Below are 15,987 nucleotides of genomic sequence, written 5' to 3' on the forward strand. Positions count from 1 at the left end.
AGCAATGAAGATATTTCGGGATAATTTAAAGAGCGGCAACTAGTAGAAATATCAGTTGACAGAGTAGGCCGTAGGCGCAATCCCTTGCCTCTGCCGAAAGTAGGGCATCGGATTCGATGGGCCTTTGGTGATGGCGGTGTCGGTCATTGACAGGGAAACCCGAGAGGTCATCGAGACGCGCACTGGCTCACAAGGGGGGAGCGGTGGCGAAAAGGAAATCATCGCATCCTATGTGCTGACCGCTTCACTGAGCTATGCCCTGTGCCCGGATGGCAGTAGTCGGCCGCTGTTCGGCACCATTGTGCTCGATGAGGCGTTTCCGCGCAGTTCTCATGGCCGGGCGGATCATCGCGGCGCTGAGGGAGCCTACAACAAAGACCGCCAACGCCCTTCAATCAAGTCCAGCGGTGGCGAGCCGCCAATTCCGATCGTCTACGACGGCCGCCAGGCCTACATCACCTTCGAAGACGGCTCCCGCCTGAACGCGCGGCCCGCGCTTTACCTGGGCATCAACGAAACCTACGACTTTCCGGTCGTGTACGCACCCGCCGCACGCCCATCGCCTTACCACATCAACAGCGACGAAGTGCAGCGCAACATCCCCAAGATGACCAACAACAAGCGCTACGGCTCTGCCTGTGTGATTTTCCAGACCGACAAGTTCGATGCCGATTCCAAATGGACCATCCACCTGGGCGCGCTCTAGGTGCAAGGCCAGAAGCTACCGATACCACCGCTGGAACTCTGCTACCCCCCCGTGAAGAAGTGGATGGGTATCGAGCCTTTGATGCGGCCATGAGCTGATGGAATGTCCCCAAAAATGACGATTGAAGCCTTCGCCCCGTACCAGCATCTTGCCGCCGAGCTGCTGAAGCATCTGCCAAGCGGGCAGAAGGACGGCTCCCACGACCTGTCCCACATCCATCGCGTATGGGTCAACGCTCAGCGAATCTGGCAGGTAGAAGGCGGCGACATTGAAGTGCTGTTCGCGGCCACGGTGCTGCACGATTGCGTGGCCGTGGAGAAGAATTCGCCACTTCGCGGGCAGGCAGGCGCACCCGATCCTGGCGCAGGCCACTGCTCGGGGCTGGAGCAAGCCGAGTCCGAACCCAAGCAAGGCGTTGGTGAGAAATGGTCGGAGAACCGGCCCGAAGACTGGAACCCGCCACCTGGCAACCCCGGATCGGATCAGGATGCCCAGGTCGAACGGGACAACGGCACTGCGCGCACGGACGAGGACAAACTGCAGCAGCGCGGGAGCAGGGAAGGCGAAGTGCCGCTGCCTGCCGACGATCAGTCGCCGGTAGATGAAGAGATGAGGGATGTGGACGCCAACAATTCGGTCTCCAGCGAGCACCCGAAACCCCGCTGAGCAACGCGACGAGGGATGCAGCGATGAACATCGAGCAAACCGTAGCAGGTGGCAGCGACCGCGACATGCCCCCTTCACCCGACCCGGCAGTGGACCCTGACCACCCCACGGTCCCTGATCCGGATGACGATCCGCTGATCAATGAGGAAGAGGGCGGCGACCGGCAGGGGGCTGATGATGACGCACAAACGGTCAGGCAAAGCGTCGAGCGGTAACAAACACAGGTCCCGGTGATATCCCTGTAGGTGCGGACTTGTGTCGCGAAAGGGCTGCGCAGCAGCCCCCGATTTATGCAGCATGGCCGAAATCCTGGGCTGCTGCGCAGCCCTTTCGCGACACGAGGCCGCTCCCACACACATCCACACGCACATCCCCAAAGCCTCATCCAGCTCAAAGCGCTTGAGTCATCCGATTGAACGTTTCAGCACCCCACGCCGTCGGTACTTCCAAGTCTTTGGCATTTGGAGGCAATCCCCATGAAGTACCGCGCACTCGGCAACACCGGCCTGCTCGTTTCCGAACTGGTCATCGGCACCGTCCCATTCGGTGGGCGGGGCGCGTTCGAAAAGACCGGTAGCGTCGATGTAACCCAAGCCAAGCGCATGTTCGACATGGCCTTCGACGCCGGGGTGAACCTGGTCGACACCGCAGACCTTTACTCACAAGGCCTTGCCGAGGAAATCGTCGGCCAGGCCCTGGGCCAGCGGCGCGATTCGATCATCCTGGCCAGCAAGGCGCGCAGCCCGATGGGCGACAACCCCAACGACAGCGGCGCCTCGCGCTACCACCTGATCCGCGCCTGCGAAGCCAGCCTCAAGCGCCTGGGTACTGACCATATCGACCTCTACCAGATCCACAACTGGGACGGCATCACGCCGGTGGAAGAAACGCTGACGGCCCTGGACCACCTGGTGCAAAGCGGCAAAATCCGCTACTTCGGCACCTCCAACTACACCGCCTGGCAAATGATGAAAACCCTCGGCAGCGCTCAGCTCAACGGCTGGCAGCAACCCGTTTCCCAGCAGATCTACTACACCCCCGAAGCCCGCGAGGCCGAGTACGAGCTGCTGCCCATGGCGCTGGACCAGGGCTTCGCCACACTGGTGTGGGGGCCGTTGGGGGAGGGGTTGTTGACCGGCAAAGTGCGGCGCGGGCACAAGACGCCGGCCGGCACGCGCCAGGGCAATGACTGGCCAGAGCCCTACGTGCACGACAAAGAGCGTGCGTACGACATCATCGAAGCGCTGATCGAGGTTGGCCAGCGCCACGGCTGTTCGCCGGCGCGGGTGTGCCTGGCTTGGCTCAAGGACCGGCCGGGCATTACCAGCGTGATCACCGCCGGGCGCACGGTGGAGCAGTTGCAGGACAACTTGCAGGCGGTGGAGCTGGTGCTGACGGCTGAAGACCAGCAGCAGATCGAGGGGGTGACGCGCATTGCGCCCCAGTACCCGTACTGGCACCGGATTGCGGCGGGCATGGACCGGATCGACCCGGCAGAGGCGCCGTTCATCGAGCTGCACCGGCAAACGATGAAGCTGCAATCGGAGTAAAAGGCTGAAGCGGCGGGGCGGCGCTTGTCATTCAAGGCTGCCCCGTGCCCGCCGTATCAGGCACCGCCGCGGAAACAGCTCACGCCCCATGCCGTAAGCTTGAACGGCAGATGAAAGTGCGCCCAGCACCGGCGTGGGCACGGCGGCGATCAGTGCGCCGAGTTTCAGGCTGCCGATTACCACGTGCGGAAAGAACCGCAGCAGCCGGCTGAACAAGGGTGCGATGGCGATGGTGATGGCCCCCGCGGCGATCACCGCGCCAAACACCTCCTGCAGGCCGAACTGCTTGCCGATTAGCCACAATCAGCTGGACTTTTCTACGGAAGCAGGGGGGCAGTTTTATCGTTCGGGTCTTCAAGCTTAGCGGTGAGTCAAAACTTTTCATTCTCCGAGGTGATTTGTCGAGCCAGCTGTACTTAAATCCGTTGGACTTCATGGCCAGCCTCCGCGAGCACTTTAAATAGCGCTCGATTAGTTTCTTGCCTTGCCAGGCGAGTTCGCCTGGCCTGATGTCTCATTTGCCGGGTCCGCATGGCGGCCGTCTGTGCGCAGGCCCACACCTTTAAGGCGCATGTAATGGACCTGCTACAGAGCCTTTGATCACGGGGTCTTCATCATGCCCAACTCGGCATCATCCATAAGTGCTTTGGCCAAGGCACATAGGTAGTGAGAGGCCCAGATCAACTGTGGTTTGTCTTCCATCAAGCCATCCAAGGTCATATCCCGTGCGTAGCCCATCAATTCCGATGCCTGTTCACGGGCACTCTGGCAAGGTATGCCGGCTTCGATGCGAAACAGCGGATGGGTCTGGTTTTCACCTTGATAGAAGGTGGTTTTGCCGACGGTGAATTTGGTTTCTTCTGTGGACATTGGTCAATCTCCCCGAAATCTCTAGTGCCTGGGCTGGCCTCTCGCCGGCAAGCCAGCTCCTACAAGTGCTGCATAGGCTCCACGATCTGCGACATGGCTCAGATCCATGTGGAGGTTCGGCTTGCAGGCGTTTGGGTGCCTGGGCGACACATCAATTTGGCTTCAGTGCGAAGTCTCAGGCTCAGTGGTCATCTGCACTTGGACTATTGCGGACTCCAGTAAAGCCCGCAGCGTCTCCAGTTCATGCATCGAGGTCATCATCAAAATCGATGCTGGCGACTTGGGCTGTAGTAGCATTGCCTGATGCACGACAGTCGCAGCGCAAAGCGCGTAGTCCGAGGCTTCGATGAGGGTGTCTTCGAGGCAGAGAGTCTTGTGTGGTGGATCAGGAACTATCTTCAGCATGCTCACGCTCCAACAATGGTTGAGCTGCTATCCGCCCCGCTGTCAAACGGGAGGGTGGCAGCTGTACGCGGGTTGACAGACCGAGATTGTTGGCACTCGGCGCACACGAGGGTGCCCGCACGTACAGCCGCCATAAGCGTTTGCACACGGACAACAATCGACGGTCTGTCAAAACCGGTCGCTGAATTGGCAGCGACGGATCGAGACTAGGGCTGACTATTTCCATGTGCAACGAAAAACAGGCGCGAGGAGTATCTTTGGGAAATGGCCTACAAGGAAGGGATTATTTCTGATTTTTCGACCCGCTGCCGTTCCTCAAGACGTCGACAGGAAACATGCGGGCAAAAGAAAGCCCGCCGAGGCGGGCTAAGTACTATCACGTAGGGATAGCTTGATACTGCCCAAGCCACTGTGAAAATTGGGTGAAAGAAAAGTCCCCAGAACGTGATCAACTAGCGACGTTAGCGGGGCCCCGCGCCCTTTACAGCTGGGCTTTTTGCCGCTGGTAGCGCTGAAAACGGGTAACAGCGATTTGGACGGCAGCTGCCACGAGGCACAGCAGGCCGATTTTCCAGCTGCCCTCCAGGCCGTAATGCTCGGCGATTTTCCCAGTGAGGAGGACGCTAACGAAGATGGCGAAAGGCAGGATCAATTTGTTCATCGGGTCTTCCAGCAGGCTACAAATGGCTTGGGTGAGGATGCAGTTCACCCAGCGGAAATGACGCGATCTTAGCAAATTCGTTTGCGGCTTTGTGGTCACATCCACAGCGGCTGCACGGTCTGCTGTCTGTAGCGCGATAATGGCAAAGGGGCAGCATGGACTTCCGCCATTCGGCCCTCGAAACTTATCCTCTCTCATCTCGACCAGGGCAGGTCATGAATAACCTGAAACGGACCACCTTTCTCATGCTACTGCTGGCAGTAGCCTCGTTAACCGCCTGCGTCCCTTGGAAACGCGAACGCGCCGCCTACGCGGACCTCTGCGAGTCCGAGTTCCAGTTCAAGGTGCCAGGGCCGCTGGGCGAGACCACGCTCTACCTGGAAACCTACCTCTACGACCACGCCGCTCTATGGGGCGAAAAGGCCTACAAGCAAGCCCTGTACGTGCAGTACCCGGGCGAGAAGTACTCGCGGCAGGAATTTTATGTGCAAATGGTCGCCTACAACAAAGACCGTCAGCGCCCGTCGATTGATTCCAGGCGTGGCGAGCCGCCGATACCGGTGCTGTACGACAGCCGCCAGGCCTACATCACCTTTGAAGACGGCTCGCGCCTGAATGCACGGCCCGAGGTGTACGTGGGCGTCAACGAGACTTACGACTTTCCGTTGGTGAATGAGAAGACCGCCCGGCCATCGCCGTACGACATCAACAGCGATGAAGTGCACCGGATGATTCCCAGGATGACCAACAACAAGCGCTATGGCTCGGCGTATGTGATTTTCCAGACGGACAAGTTTGATGCGGACTCCAAATGGACGATTCATCTGGGGGCGCTGGATGTGCTGGGCCGGAAGGTGGAGATTCCGCCGTTGAGGCTCTGTTATCACCCTGTGAAGAAATGGATCGGGATTGAGCCGCTGATGAGGCCTTAAGGGTATTTCCGAATTGGGCCGGGGTGGGGCTGGGCCTGAGGTCGGACAGCTATGGCCAATGGGGCCGCTTTGCGGCCCATCGCAGGCAAGCCAGCTCCTACAGGTATGGTGCATGCCTTGGCATTTGGGGCTGAGGCTTGGTCAGCCGTGGTCAGTCAACCCACCGCCACAGTGGCTCATCCAGCAAACCGACCCCTCGCAACTGCGTTTGCCCGTGGTGCTTCTCAAGCTCCAGCACATTGCACCCCTCGCACGCGGTCAATGTGTCGATCAGCGGATTGCTGTGCGACACCACCCACACTTGGCTACGTTGCGAGGCGCGGATGATCAGGCGGGCCAGCGCAGGTAGCAGGTCGGCATGCAAGCTGGTTTCCGGTTCGTTCAGCACCATCAGTGACGGCGGCCGCGGTGTCAGCAGCGCTGCCATCAGCAACAGGTACCTCAAGGTGCCATCCGACAATTCAGCACCCCCTAACGGGCGCAGCAGCCCATGCTGGTGTAGCCGCACGCTGAACAGCCCGCCCGGCGGGGCATCAATCGCCAGACGGCTGCCGGGAAACGCGTCGTCCAGCGCCGCTACCAGGTCTTCGACATCACCAATCTCGATAATGGTCTGCAGCGCCGAAGCGAGGTTGCGGCCGTCGTGATGCAACACTGGCGACCGGGTACCCAGCTGTGGCTGTCGACAAGGCGCGTCGCGGTCGATGCGAAAGTGGTCGTAGAACCGCCAGCTGTTGATGAACGCGCGCAGCTCACCAATCTCCGGCGCCTGGCGGGGCCGGCCGACGATGTTGAAGAAGCTCTCGCCGCTGTCAGCATGCTGATCCAGCACTGCCCAGCCGTTGCCCTCGCGGGCCCGCACCATGGCGTTCTTGCGCTCGACCAGCAAGGAGGCGGGCCGATAGGCACCAGCGCCCCAGATGGCTTCGCACTTTATCTCAGGGTCGAGCATGAACGCAGTCGGATACGGCAGGGGGATCGGCAGGCCGAGGGAGATGGCAAAACCGAAGTCCTCGGTGGCAAAGCCCAGGCGCAGGCGCCTGGCTTCGCTCGGGTGCTGGCCTTGGATGGGCACTTCGCCGCGCTTCATCCGTGCGCTGGTTGCCGGGCCGGCCCACCAGGTCGAATCCAGCCCGCCTTCACGGGCGAGGGCTTCGATCACGCCGCCCTGGGCGGTTTCGGCCAGCAGGCGCAGGGCCTTGTACAGGTTGGATTTGCCGCTGCCGTTGGCACCGGTCACCAGGTTGAGTTGGCCCAGCGGCAGTATCAGGTGGTTGATCGAGCGGTAGTTGCCGATGGCGAGGGTAGTGAGCATGCAGTGCTTTCCAGCGTGTACCAAGCGACCGATTGTGGCCGAAGCGGGGCTGCCTTGCCAGCTTCATCAGGTGCTCCGCGGCGTGCCTGCAAGGTCGCTGGCTGGCGTTAATGCACCTGGCCAGGCCACTTGCGCTGGGTAGCCAGCGCCAACAACTCACGCTGCCCCGAAATACCCAGCTTGCGGTACAGCCGCTTGATATACGTGGCCGCACTGGACAGCTGTATGCCCATGCTCGCGCTGATGGCCTCTACCTCACAGCCGGCCAGCATCAGTTGCAGCAGCTCCTGGTCGCGGCGGGTCAGTTCCGGGTACAGGCTGACAACCCGCTCGCTGAGCAGTGCTGGCATTTCATTGGCTTCGAGATAGGCCCGGTAATGAAGGCGCGAGATTTGTACGATCAGCGGGGCGGCTGTTTCGATGACGTTGATCTCGTTGGGTGAGAAGCGGCCGTGTTCGCGGCCTCGGTAGAAGTTTACCGACAGCCAGCGGTTGCCCTCGCAATGGGTCAGCAGGGCGATCCGTTCGGAAATCTGCGGCAGCTCGTAGCAGATGCGTCGGTAGTCGCGGTGGGCGATGTCTTCGATGCCCTGGCGTTGCACCATGATGCGGTCGGCTTTCGACAGGGCAGGGCGCGCTGTCATCGCCTGTTGGTTGCCGTCCATGCTGTAGAAGCGTTCGGCGTAGTTGCTGGAGATTCTGGGTAGCTCGATCATCCGTGCGCGGTCGGCGAATGAAATGATTTGCGGGCTGCGGTTGGGGCTGTAGGCGAAGATGGTGCACTGGGCCAAGGGGACTTGGGCGCTGACCAGCTTAAGCATGTCGGCGGCCAGCAGCTTGCCGTGGCGTTCGCTTGTGCGCGAGAGCAGGGTGGCGGTTTGCTCGATGGGGAGGCGGAAGTCGGTAGTGGAGGGGCGTAATGGCCAGAATTCCATGCGGTACTCCCTGGGGACAAGGCATGACTTATTGTTATAGGTGGCCGCTGGGGCTGGGCTGTTGGGCAGGATAACCAAATTGGGAGCGAGGCGCTTGGCTTGGGCGCGCGTCCTGGGCTCAAATGTGTAAACCATGTCCCCGGTTTACGGTGTGAAGGGTCTCCGGTCATGCACTGCTGAGAATCTGACACGGTGTATGGCACCGGCTTCGCCGGTGTTCGCGGGTGAACCCGCTCCCACAGGTACTGTGCAGGTTTCGGGCTCGTCTTTTACTTGTGGGGGGGCCAGGGCCGCAGCCTGGACCGCGTCGCCTGTTTCGCGGCCTTGGCCGCGAACACCGGCGAAGCCGGTGCCGTGCACCGCGCTGTCTGCAGCATCAGGTCTGAGAAGGTTGGGAGTGGAAGGGCGTGTAGCCGTAGCCCGGCAGTTACCAGTACTCTTGGAGGACTCACCGACTTCTTCAAGGACCGAACAGATGACTCAACCACCGGATGGGCTGCCGATTTACCGGGTGCTGACTGGCCCCGATGACGCTTCGTTTTGCCATAAGGTCAGTGATGTCTTGAAGCTGGGATACCAACTCCATGGCGGACCTGCGCTCACGTTCAATGGCAAAGATGTGATCGTTGCGCAGGCGGTTACCTGGCCCAGGGCGCAGAATGGGGCCCGCGACTAAGCACTCAGGGCCCGTTTCAACACTTCATAGATTCTGGCATCACCCGATTGCGCCACGTTGAAACGGAGAAAATCGCCCGCCGTCATCGACTGGCTAAACGCATTTCCGGGCGCCAGCACTACACCTTCATTCAAACAGGCCCTGGCCAGCGTTGCTGCGTCCTTGCCTTGAGGCAGCTGGCACCAGAGGTACAGGCCTGCCTGGGGCATTATCCAGGGCTTGATACCGATGGCTCGAAGCTTGGTTGCCGTCTTGTCCATTGCCTCGGCTAGCCGAAGGCGCACACTCTCCATGTGCTTTCGGTAGCCGCTATCGGTAATAGCGTGATGGATGATGTCTGCGGCCAAGCGTCCACCGCCGAATGTAGTCGCAATCTTGAGGTCGACCAGGCTCTCGATCCATTCACCACGCGCAGCGATGTAGCCGCACCGAACCGATGCGGAAATGGTCTTGGAAAAGCTGCCTATCTGAATGACACGAGAGAGGCCATCGAAGGCAGACAGCCGTGGCGCGGGATTAGTCTCGAAATCCCCGAAGATGTCGTCCTCTACAATCACCAGGCTAGAGGTGTCGGCCAGTTTTAGCAGCCTGTGCGCTGTGACCGGCGACAGGGTGGCCCCGGTGGGGTTGTGGATGCCGGAATTTGTTATGTACAACCGCGGAGCGTGCGCGAGCAGGGCAGCGCCGAACGCATTAACGTCCGGGCCCGTCGCCGTGTAGGGTACGCCAACAATCTTCACCCTGTGTGCTTTCAATAATGCGTGAAAGTTGAAATAGCAGGGGTCGTCCACCAGGACAGTGTCGCCCGGTTCCAGCAGAAAACGGCAAATCAGGTCGATGGCGTGCGTGCTGGATTCCGTGAGCATGATCTGTTCAAGCGTGGCTTCGGTCCCGATGCCTGCCAGCCGCCGCGACAAGAATTGCCGAAGGGGCGGGCTGCCAAGCGGTGATGCGTACTCAGCCAGTTTGGCTGCGTCAGAACGGGCAACGACCCGGAGCGCTTTACGCATGCCAGCTTCGTACATCCAGGAGGGAGGAAGCCACCCGCACCCTGGTTTCAACGCATCGCTGGCGGTTTCAAGCGACTGGCGGGAGATCCATAGCGGGTCGACAACACGATCCAGTTTGGGGCCGAGTTCGGTCAGTGCCAGTGGCGCCGCTGGCCCGGCTACGTAAAAGCCGGAGCCAGGGCGAGAGCTGAGCACACCTTCTGCCATTAACCGTTCATAGGCCTCAAGCACGGTAGAAACCGAAACTTGCATGGTCTGCGCCATTGCGCGGACTGAAGGAATTCTGGCCCCTGGTGTGTAGGTTCGAGCGGCTATCCTGGACTGGATTTCACCCATGACAGTGTGAATTCGCGTGCCGTTGCGTTTCATTGCACCCTCAACTGTGCTGGATAAATATGCATAACAGTTCGGTTAAATTGTATTGGATTGTACGTGGCCTTGGTGAGCCTGTCAGTGATGTACTGAGCCCTGAATTGTCGAGGGCTTACCGATGGAAAAATCAACAAGCGGGTGGATCAACGGCTTTATAGGCGTCGCAATCTTTGCGGGCTCTTTGCCGGCAACCCGTGTGGCAGTGGCGGCCTTCGAACCTACGTTTCTGACCTGTGCCAGGGCAACCATTGCCGCCTTGTTGGGTGCTCTTTTTTTGATTGTGCTACGCCAGCCACGCCCTTCACGTGGTGATTTGTCGTCATTGGCTTTAACCGCGTTTGGCGTTGTTATCGGCTTTCCGCTGCTGACGGCATTGGCCCTGCAGCACGTCACCTCCGCCCATTCCATTGTTTTTGTCGGGCTCTTGCCGCTCTGCACCGCAGGGTTTGCCGTTTTGCGGGGCGGTGAGCGGCCTCGGCCACTGTTCTGGTTGTTTTCGATGGCAGGTGCCGGGCTGGTGGTTGGCTATGCGTTGATGAATGGAGGAGAGGCGTCGGTGGTGGGCGATCTGCTGATGATGGCGGCGGTGGTTGTGTGTGGGTTGGGTTATGCGGAAGGGGCGCGTCTGTCGCGCACATTGGGGGGGTGGCAGGTGATCAGTTGGGCATTGCTGGTGGCATTGCCGTTCATGCTGCTGCTGACAATCGCTAATTTCCCGGCGCCGGATGCCTTCGCCAAGGTAAGCGCCCCTGCGTGGTTCAGCTTCGGCTACGTTTCACTGTTCAGCATGCTGATTGGCTTTGTGTTCTGGTACCGAGGGCTCGTGCAGGGTGGCATTGCGGCAGTGGGCCAGCTGCAACTGGTTCAGCCGTTCATGGGGCTTGGGCTGGCAGCGTTGCTTTTGCATGAGCACGTCAGCTGGATGATGCTTGTGGTGACGCTGGGGGCAGTCATCTGTGTGGCCGGGGCCAAGAAATATGCCCGGTAGATGAAGCGTCTACGTAATACCTCAGTACAAAGACCGCGAGCATACCGCCACACCCTGTGGGAGCGGGTTTACCCGCGAACACCGGCGTAGCCGGTGCCATACACCGTGTTGGATTCTTCGCGGGTGAACCCGCTCCCACAGGGTCGGCGGCGCGCGCTCAGTCTTTGTCCTCCACGCGGCAGCGCGCCGCTCGATCTCACAGGCACTGCAAATCTACAGGCCTGCCAATGCGCATTAGCACCGAACCGTAACCCCCGCATTCACCGAGTGGAAGCGTGCACCCGAACCGAATGTAGCCAAGTCTGCGCTCACGCGCAGGGCATCGAGCTGGGCGCCGGTGTACAGGCCCAGGTGGTAGTTGTCGCGGTGGCCTTTGGCGTCGCGGTCGTCGGCATGTTCTTGCCGAATGTGTGATCAATGCCGCTCAGTCTTCGTCAAGCATGCGACCCCTTACCGACGTCTGAAGGGGATTGAGCCAGGGCCTTTCATGCAAACGCTGTTGAACGAGATTCTTGAAGAAGTACGCCCCTTGATCGGCAAGGGCAAAGTGGCTGACTACATCCCAGCGCTGGCCGATGTACCGGCGCAGCAGTTGGGCATCGCGCTCTATAGCAACGATGGCAGCCATTACTGCGCAGGCGACGCAAGGGTGCCTTTTTCGGTGCAGAGTATTTCCAAGGTGTTCAGCCTGGTTCAGGCAATAGGCCACTCAGGTGAAGCCATTTGGGAGCGGCTTGGCCATGAGCCTTCAGGCCAGCCGTTCAATTCGCTGGTGCAGCTGGAGTTCGAGCGCGGGCGCCCGCGCAACCCGTTTATCAATGCGGGGGCGTTGGTGATCTGCGATATCAACCAGTCACGCTTCGCAGCACCCACGTTGTCGATGCGTGATTTTGTTCGACGGCTTTCGGGCAACCCTCACATTTCGATCGATGCCCGTGTCGCAGATTCGGAATACCAGTTCCGCGCGCGCAACGCTGCCATGGCTTACCTGATGCAGTCTTTTGGTAACTTCCATAACGAGGTCGAGCCGGTGCTGCGCAGTTACTTCAGTTACTGCGCGCTGCAAATGAACTGCCTGGACCTGGCCCGGGCATTCTGCTTCCTGGCCAACGACGGGTTTTGCAAGCACAGCGAAGAGCAAATTCTCACCCGGCGCCAGGCCCAGCAGGTGAACTCGATCATGGCCACCAGCGGGCTGTATGACGAAGCCGGTAATTTCGCCTACCGAGTGGGGTTGCCAGGTAAGAGTGGCGTGGGTGGCGGCATTGTGGCGATTGTGCCGGGGCAATTTACCGTATGCGTTTGGTCCCCCGAGTTGAATGCTGCGGGCAACTCCCTCGCGGGCATGGCGGCGCTGGAGTTGCTGAGTTCACGGATCGGGTGGTCGGTGTTTTGATCAGTGGGCGGGCTCGCGGGTAACGGAGCCTGCTATCTCCTGAGTCACCCAACCCTTGAACGCCTCCGCTACCGGCGACGGGTGCATGGCGCCTGACTGGGCCAGCACCACTTTTTGCGGTGATACCTCTTCCAGCAATGGCCGGCATAGCAGCGGCGTACCGTCATAGCAGTGGTCCCCGGCGGGGCGGGTACACGACAGTGCAACCCCATAGCCATGCGCGACAAGGCCTCGTTGCATCTCGAAGGTCTGGGTGTATTGCTGAGTGCGTGGTTGCAGGTTATGCGCCCAAAACAGTGAAAGGAAGTATTCACGCGTTTGTGCGATGTCCTCAAGAATCAGGCATTCCTGTGCCAGTTCATGCAGCGGTATGGCTGCCAAGTGGGCCAGGCGATGGTCTGTGGCGATGAGCGCGTAAGGTTTCAACTCGGCCAGCACCTGGCGCGGCAGCGAGGGATCAAGGCCTATGTCGTAAGTAAGCGCAAGCTCCGCTTTGCCGGCACTCAGGTGGCGGTGCACGCCTGCCAGGTCCGTTTCGAACAGCGTTACCTCGACATCGGGGTACTGCTTGCGAAAGCTCGATAGCAGCCGGGGTGCGAAGTAAGGGCCTAAGTCTTGAAAGCAGATAAGCGACAGGTTGCCGCGCAGCGAGCCTTGCGCCGTATCGGTGTTCTGATTCATGGCGATGGCCATGCCAATGATATCGCGGGCCTGGGCCAGCAAACGCGTGCCCGCTGACGTCAGCTCCAGCCCTCGGCTGACCTGGCGCCGGAATAGCCGCTCATTCAACGCCTCTTCAAGTTGGGCAATAGCGACCGATACCGACGGCTGTGAAACGTGGCGGGCTCTCGCCGCAGCGCTGATGCTGCCGTGTTCGGCCACGGCGACGAAATACTCTAACTGCCGGAACGAGAAACCTATCATTTTTTCCTATACTCCGGATTAGGAAATATATTCTTTTCCTATTGGTGCCGAAAAGCAATACTCGCCGTGCACCATGCTTATCCCGCTTAACTTCTGGCAGTGGTGCTGTTGCCCAATAAAAAGACCAAAGGGTGCTCTATGAAACAGTCCGCCGAATTTCAACTCAGCGAAGAAACCATCGAAGCCTTCCAGCGTGATGGTGCTGTCTGCGTACGTAATCTGTTCACGCCGGAGGAAGTTGCACTGCTCGAAACCGGCATCGAACAGAACCTGAAAACCCCCAGCGAGCGCGCCAAAGTGGCGAGCCGCCCCGACGACCCGGGTTGGTTCTTCGAGGACTTCTGCAACTGGGGCGATATCGCGGCCTATCGCCAGTTCATCTTCGAGAGCCGGGTGGGTACCGTTGCCGCTCAACTCATGAACAGCGAAACAGCCCGGCTTTATCACGATCATCTGCTGGTCAAGGAGCCCAACACGCGTCAGCGCACGCCTTGGCACCAGGACCAGCCGTACTACAACATCGATGGGCGCCAGAACTGCAGCATGTGGATGCCTATCGACCCCGTCGCAAGGGAGTCCACCCTTGAGTTTGTAGGGGGCTCGCACCTGGGGCCGTGGCTGATGCCGCGCAGCTTCCTCGACAGCCAGGCGCAATGGTTCCCGGAAGGTAGCCTGGCTGACTTGCCGGATATCGAGGCCGATCGCAGCGCCTGGAACATCCTCGGCTGGGAGCTTTCCCCAGGCGACGCCGTGTTCTTCCACATGCTGACCTTGCACGCTTCTGGAGGTGTCGGGGGCAATCGCCGGCGCCGTGCCTTCTCGGTGCGTTTCCTAGGCGACGACATCACTCACGCACCGCGCCAGTGGAAAACCTCGCCCCAGTTTCCTGGGCTCGAAACAGAATTGGCCAGCGGTGCCCAGATGAACCATGAGCTATTCCCGGTGCTGTGGCCAAGGGCTTGATGATTGAAACATGCGTGCCTGATTAAAACGCACAGCATCTGCGTTGTGCGGACCTGATAATAAAATCAAGAAGGTATCTATGAGCGCTCAATCTTCACAACAGCTGAAGCGGGGTCTGTCTACCCGGCATATTCGTTTCATGGCGTTAGGTTCTGCCATCGGTACGGGGCTGTTCTATGGCTCGGCATCGGCAATAAAACTGGCAGGGCCATCAGTTTTGCTCGCCTATTTGATAGGGGGGGCAGCCATTTACATGATGATGCGCGCCCTTGGCGAAATGGCGGTTCATAACCCGGTGTCAGGCTCGTTCGGCCACTATGCCAGCCAATACCTGGGCCGCTATTTTGGCTTTCTGACAGGTTGGAGCTACGCGTTCTCCATGTTGGTGGTGTGCCTGGCAGACGTGACGGCGTTTGGCGTCTACATGGGGCTGTGGTTCCCGGAAACACCCGCCTGGATCTGGGTGCTTGGAATAGTGTTCTTCATCGGGTCGTTGAACCTGTGTAGCGTGAAAGTGTTCGGCGAGATGGAGTTCTGGCTGTCGTTGCTGAAGGTCACCGCTATCGTTGCCATGATTGTAGCGGGTGGGGCCGTGCTGCTGTTGGGTATCCAGTTGAATGACGAGGCAGGCACTGTTGCCGGCATCTCGAACCTGTGGAGCCACGGCGGGTTCTTCCCTAATGGCATCGGTGGGATGATTGCTTCGTTCACCGTTGTGATGTTCGCTTTTGGCGGGGTCGAAATGATCGGCATTACCGCAGGCGAGGCAAAGGACCCGAAGCGCGTGCTGCCTAAGGCCATCAACTCGGTGCCTCTGCGCATTCTGCTGTTCTATATCCTTACCTTGTTCGTGCTCATGGCCATTTACCCCTGGACCAGCATTGGCAGCCACGGTAGCCCATTCGTTCAGATCTTCAGTGGCCTTGGCATCAGCTCAGCGGCAACTGTGTTGAACATCGTTGTAATTTCCGCTGCGGTATCAGCCATCAATAGCGACATCTTCAGCGCCGGGCGAATGATGTACGGCATGGCTCAAAACGGCCAAGCCCCTGCCGGCTTCGCATCACTGTCGCGTTTCGGTGTGCCGTGGATGACGGTTGCAGTGATGGGCGTCGCTCTGCTTTTGGGCGTGGTATTGAATTACCTGGTCCCAGAAGACTTGTTCCTGGTGCTTGCCGCGGTGGTCACGTTCTCCATTGTCTGGGTCTGGTTGATGATCCTGCTATCGCAGGTGGCCATGCGGCGCGGCATGAGCAAGGAGGAGGCTGCGGCACTGGATTACCGAGTGCCGCTGTGGCCGGTAGGTCCAGCTTGCGCGATTGCGTTCATGGTGTTCATCTTTGGCGTGCTCGGTTGGTTCCCGGCCAGCCGCACCGCCCTGTATGTTGGGGTTGGCTGGTTGGTCGTTCTGTCTTTGGGCTACTGGCTGTGGGGTGTACGTACACCGCGACCAGTGTCAGCGAGTGCTTGAGGCATTGAAGCGTTCGCGTCCGCATTGCGAGCTTTGTCTGGGCAGCTGCTCTTGCAGAAATATCCAAGTCATGGGCTGTACCTGTGGGAGCGGGTTCACCCGCGAACACCGGCAAAGCCGGTGCCATCCAGCGCGCGGTTTCGTCCT

General features: G+C 59.7%; 16 protein-coding genes and 3 pseudogenes. 11 read left to right on the forward strand and 8 right to left on the reverse strand.

Annotated elements, in window-relative coordinates:
- Positions 1 to 124: 124 nt before the first annotated feature.
- The 5 genes and pseudogenes from N805_RS29620 to N805_RS04165 form a co-directional block, all read left to right on the forward strand.
- Positions 125 to 365, forward strand: a pseudogene (locus N805_RS29620) (SbcC/MukB-like Walker B domain-containing protein); the annotation flags it as partial.
- Positions 362 to 799 (forward strand): annotated as a pseudogene (locus tag N805_RS31150) (hypothetical protein); the annotation flags it as partial. The pseudogenes N805_RS29620 and N805_RS31150, both read left to right, overlap by 4 nt.
- 21 nt (positions 800 to 820) lie before the next feature.
- Complete coding sequence (locus tag N805_RS04155) at positions 821 to 1,372, forward strand: hypothetical protein (protein ID WP_019471786.1); 552 nt, start codon at positions 821 to 823, stop codon at positions 1,370 to 1,372.
- Positions 1,373 to 1,395: 23 nt separating this feature from the next.
- Positions 1,396 to 1,587, forward strand: a complete 192-nt coding sequence (locus N805_RS29625) for a hypothetical protein (protein WP_080956776.1) — start codon at positions 1,396 to 1,398, stop codon at positions 1,585 to 1,587.
- A gap of 261 nt (positions 1,588 to 1,848) precedes the next feature.
- Positions 1,849 to 2,922, forward strand: a complete 1,074-nt coding sequence (locus N805_RS04165; protein WP_019471424.1) for an aldo/keto reductase — start codon at positions 1,849 to 1,851, stop codon at positions 2,920 to 2,922.
- A 165-nt stretch (positions 2,923 to 3,087) separates the two neighbouring features.
- Here N805_RS04165 and N805_RS30445 read toward each other — a convergent pair.
- The 4 genes and pseudogenes from N805_RS30445 to N805_RS04185 all read right to left on the reverse strand — a co-directional run.
- Positions 3,088 to 3,219: pseudogene (locus N805_RS30445) on the reverse strand (purine permease); the annotation flags it as partial.
- Positions 3,220 to 3,522: 303 nt separating this feature from the next.
- The gene (locus tag N805_RS04175) at positions 3,523 to 3,792 is read right to left on the reverse strand and encodes a DUF3077 domain-containing protein (protein ID WP_019471426.1); all 270 of its coding nucleotides are present in this window, start codon (positions 3,790 to 3,792) and stop codon (positions 3,523 to 3,525) included.
- Positions 3,793 to 3,954: 162 nt separating this feature from the next.
- Entirely contained in the window at positions 3,955 to 4,197 is a 243-nt protein-coding gene (locus N805_RS04180; RefSeq protein ID WP_019471427.1) for a hypothetical protein, read from the reverse strand.
- A 481-nt stretch (positions 4,198 to 4,678) separates the two neighbouring features.
- Positions 4,679 to 4,858: a hypothetical protein gene (locus tag N805_RS04185; protein WP_019471428.1), complete on the reverse strand. Its 180-nt coding sequence runs from the start codon at positions 4,856 to 4,858 to the stop codon at positions 4,679 to 4,681.
- Between the two features lie 215 nt (positions 4,859 to 5,073).
- Here N805_RS04185 and N805_RS04190 point away from each other — a divergent pair, with 215 nt between their 5' ends.
- Positions 5,074 to 5,790 (forward strand): hypothetical protein, encoded by a 717-nt coding sequence (locus N805_RS04190; protein ID WP_026034453.1) that lies wholly within the window; start codon positions 5,074 to 5,076, stop codon positions 5,788 to 5,790.
- A 151-nt stretch (positions 5,791 to 5,941) separates the two neighbouring features.
- Here the strand turns inward: N805_RS04190 and N805_RS04195 are convergent, their stop codons facing one another.
- Positions 5,942 to 7,105, reverse strand: a complete 1,164-nt coding sequence (locus N805_RS04195; RefSeq protein ID WP_019471430.1) for an AAA family ATPase — start codon at positions 7,103 to 7,105, stop codon at positions 5,942 to 5,944.
- 107 nt (positions 7,106 to 7,212) lie between these two features.
- Positions 7,213 to 8,040 (reverse strand): helix-turn-helix transcriptional regulator, encoded by an 828-nt coding sequence (locus N805_RS04200; protein WP_019471431.1) that lies wholly within the window; start codon positions 8,038 to 8,040, stop codon positions 7,213 to 7,215.
- 475 nt (positions 8,041 to 8,515) lie between these two features.
- Here N805_RS04200 and N805_RS04205 point away from each other — a divergent pair, with 475 nt between their 5' ends.
- Entirely contained in the window at positions 8,516 to 8,716 is a 201-nt protein-coding gene (locus N805_RS04205) for a DUF1737 domain-containing protein (RefSeq protein WP_019472616.1), read from the forward strand.
- On the opposite strand, the gene N805_RS04210 is transcribed toward N805_RS04205, so the two are convergent.
- Entirely contained in the window at positions 8,713 to 10,095 is a 1,383-nt protein-coding gene (locus tag N805_RS04210; protein ID WP_019472615.1) for a PLP-dependent aminotransferase family protein, read from the reverse strand. The two genes, N805_RS04205 and N805_RS04210, sit on opposite strands and share 4 nt — an antisense overlap.
- 121 nt (positions 10,096 to 10,216) lie before the next feature.
- Between N805_RS04210 and N805_RS04215 the strand changes: the two genes are divergently transcribed.
- Positions 10,217 to 11,086 (forward strand): DMT family transporter, encoded by an 870-nt coding sequence (locus tag N805_RS04215; protein WP_026034595.1) that lies wholly within the window; start codon positions 10,217 to 10,219, stop codon positions 11,084 to 11,086.
- A gap of 487 nt (positions 11,087 to 11,573) precedes the next feature.
- Positions 11,574 to 12,482 (forward strand): glutaminase B, encoded by a 909-nt coding sequence (gene glsB / locus N805_RS04220; protein WP_019472613.1) that lies wholly within the window; start codon positions 11,574 to 11,576, stop codon positions 12,480 to 12,482.
- Here glsB and N805_RS04225 read toward each other — a convergent pair whose 3' ends face one another.
- Positions 12,483 to 13,406: a LysR family transcriptional regulator gene (locus tag N805_RS04225; RefSeq protein ID WP_026034594.1), complete on the reverse strand. Its 924-nt coding sequence runs from the start codon at positions 13,404 to 13,406 to the stop codon at positions 12,483 to 12,485.
- Positions 13,407 to 13,544: 138 nt separating this feature from the next.
- On the opposite strand from N805_RS04225, the gene N805_RS04230 reads away from it, so the two are divergent.
- Both N805_RS04230 and N805_RS04235 read left to right on the forward strand, forming a co-directional pair.
- On the forward strand, positions 13,545 to 14,369 hold the full coding sequence (locus tag N805_RS04230; protein ID WP_019472611.1) for a phytanoyl-CoA dioxygenase family protein: 825 nt from the start codon (positions 13,545 to 13,547) through the stop codon (positions 14,367 to 14,369).
- Positions 14,370 to 14,448: 79 nt separating this feature from the next.
- Positions 14,449 to 15,840, forward strand: a complete 1,392-nt coding sequence (locus tag N805_RS04235) for an amino acid permease (protein ID WP_019472610.1) — start codon at positions 14,449 to 14,451, stop codon at positions 15,838 to 15,840.
- Positions 15,841 to 15,987: the final 147 nt, after the last annotated feature.

Origin of the sequence: Pseudomonas putida S13.1.2 (assembly GCF_000498395.2) — a bacterium.
Classification (GTDB): domain Bacteria; phylum Pseudomonadota; class Gammaproteobacteria; order Pseudomonadales; family Pseudomonadaceae; genus Aquipseudomonas; species Aquipseudomonas putida_Q.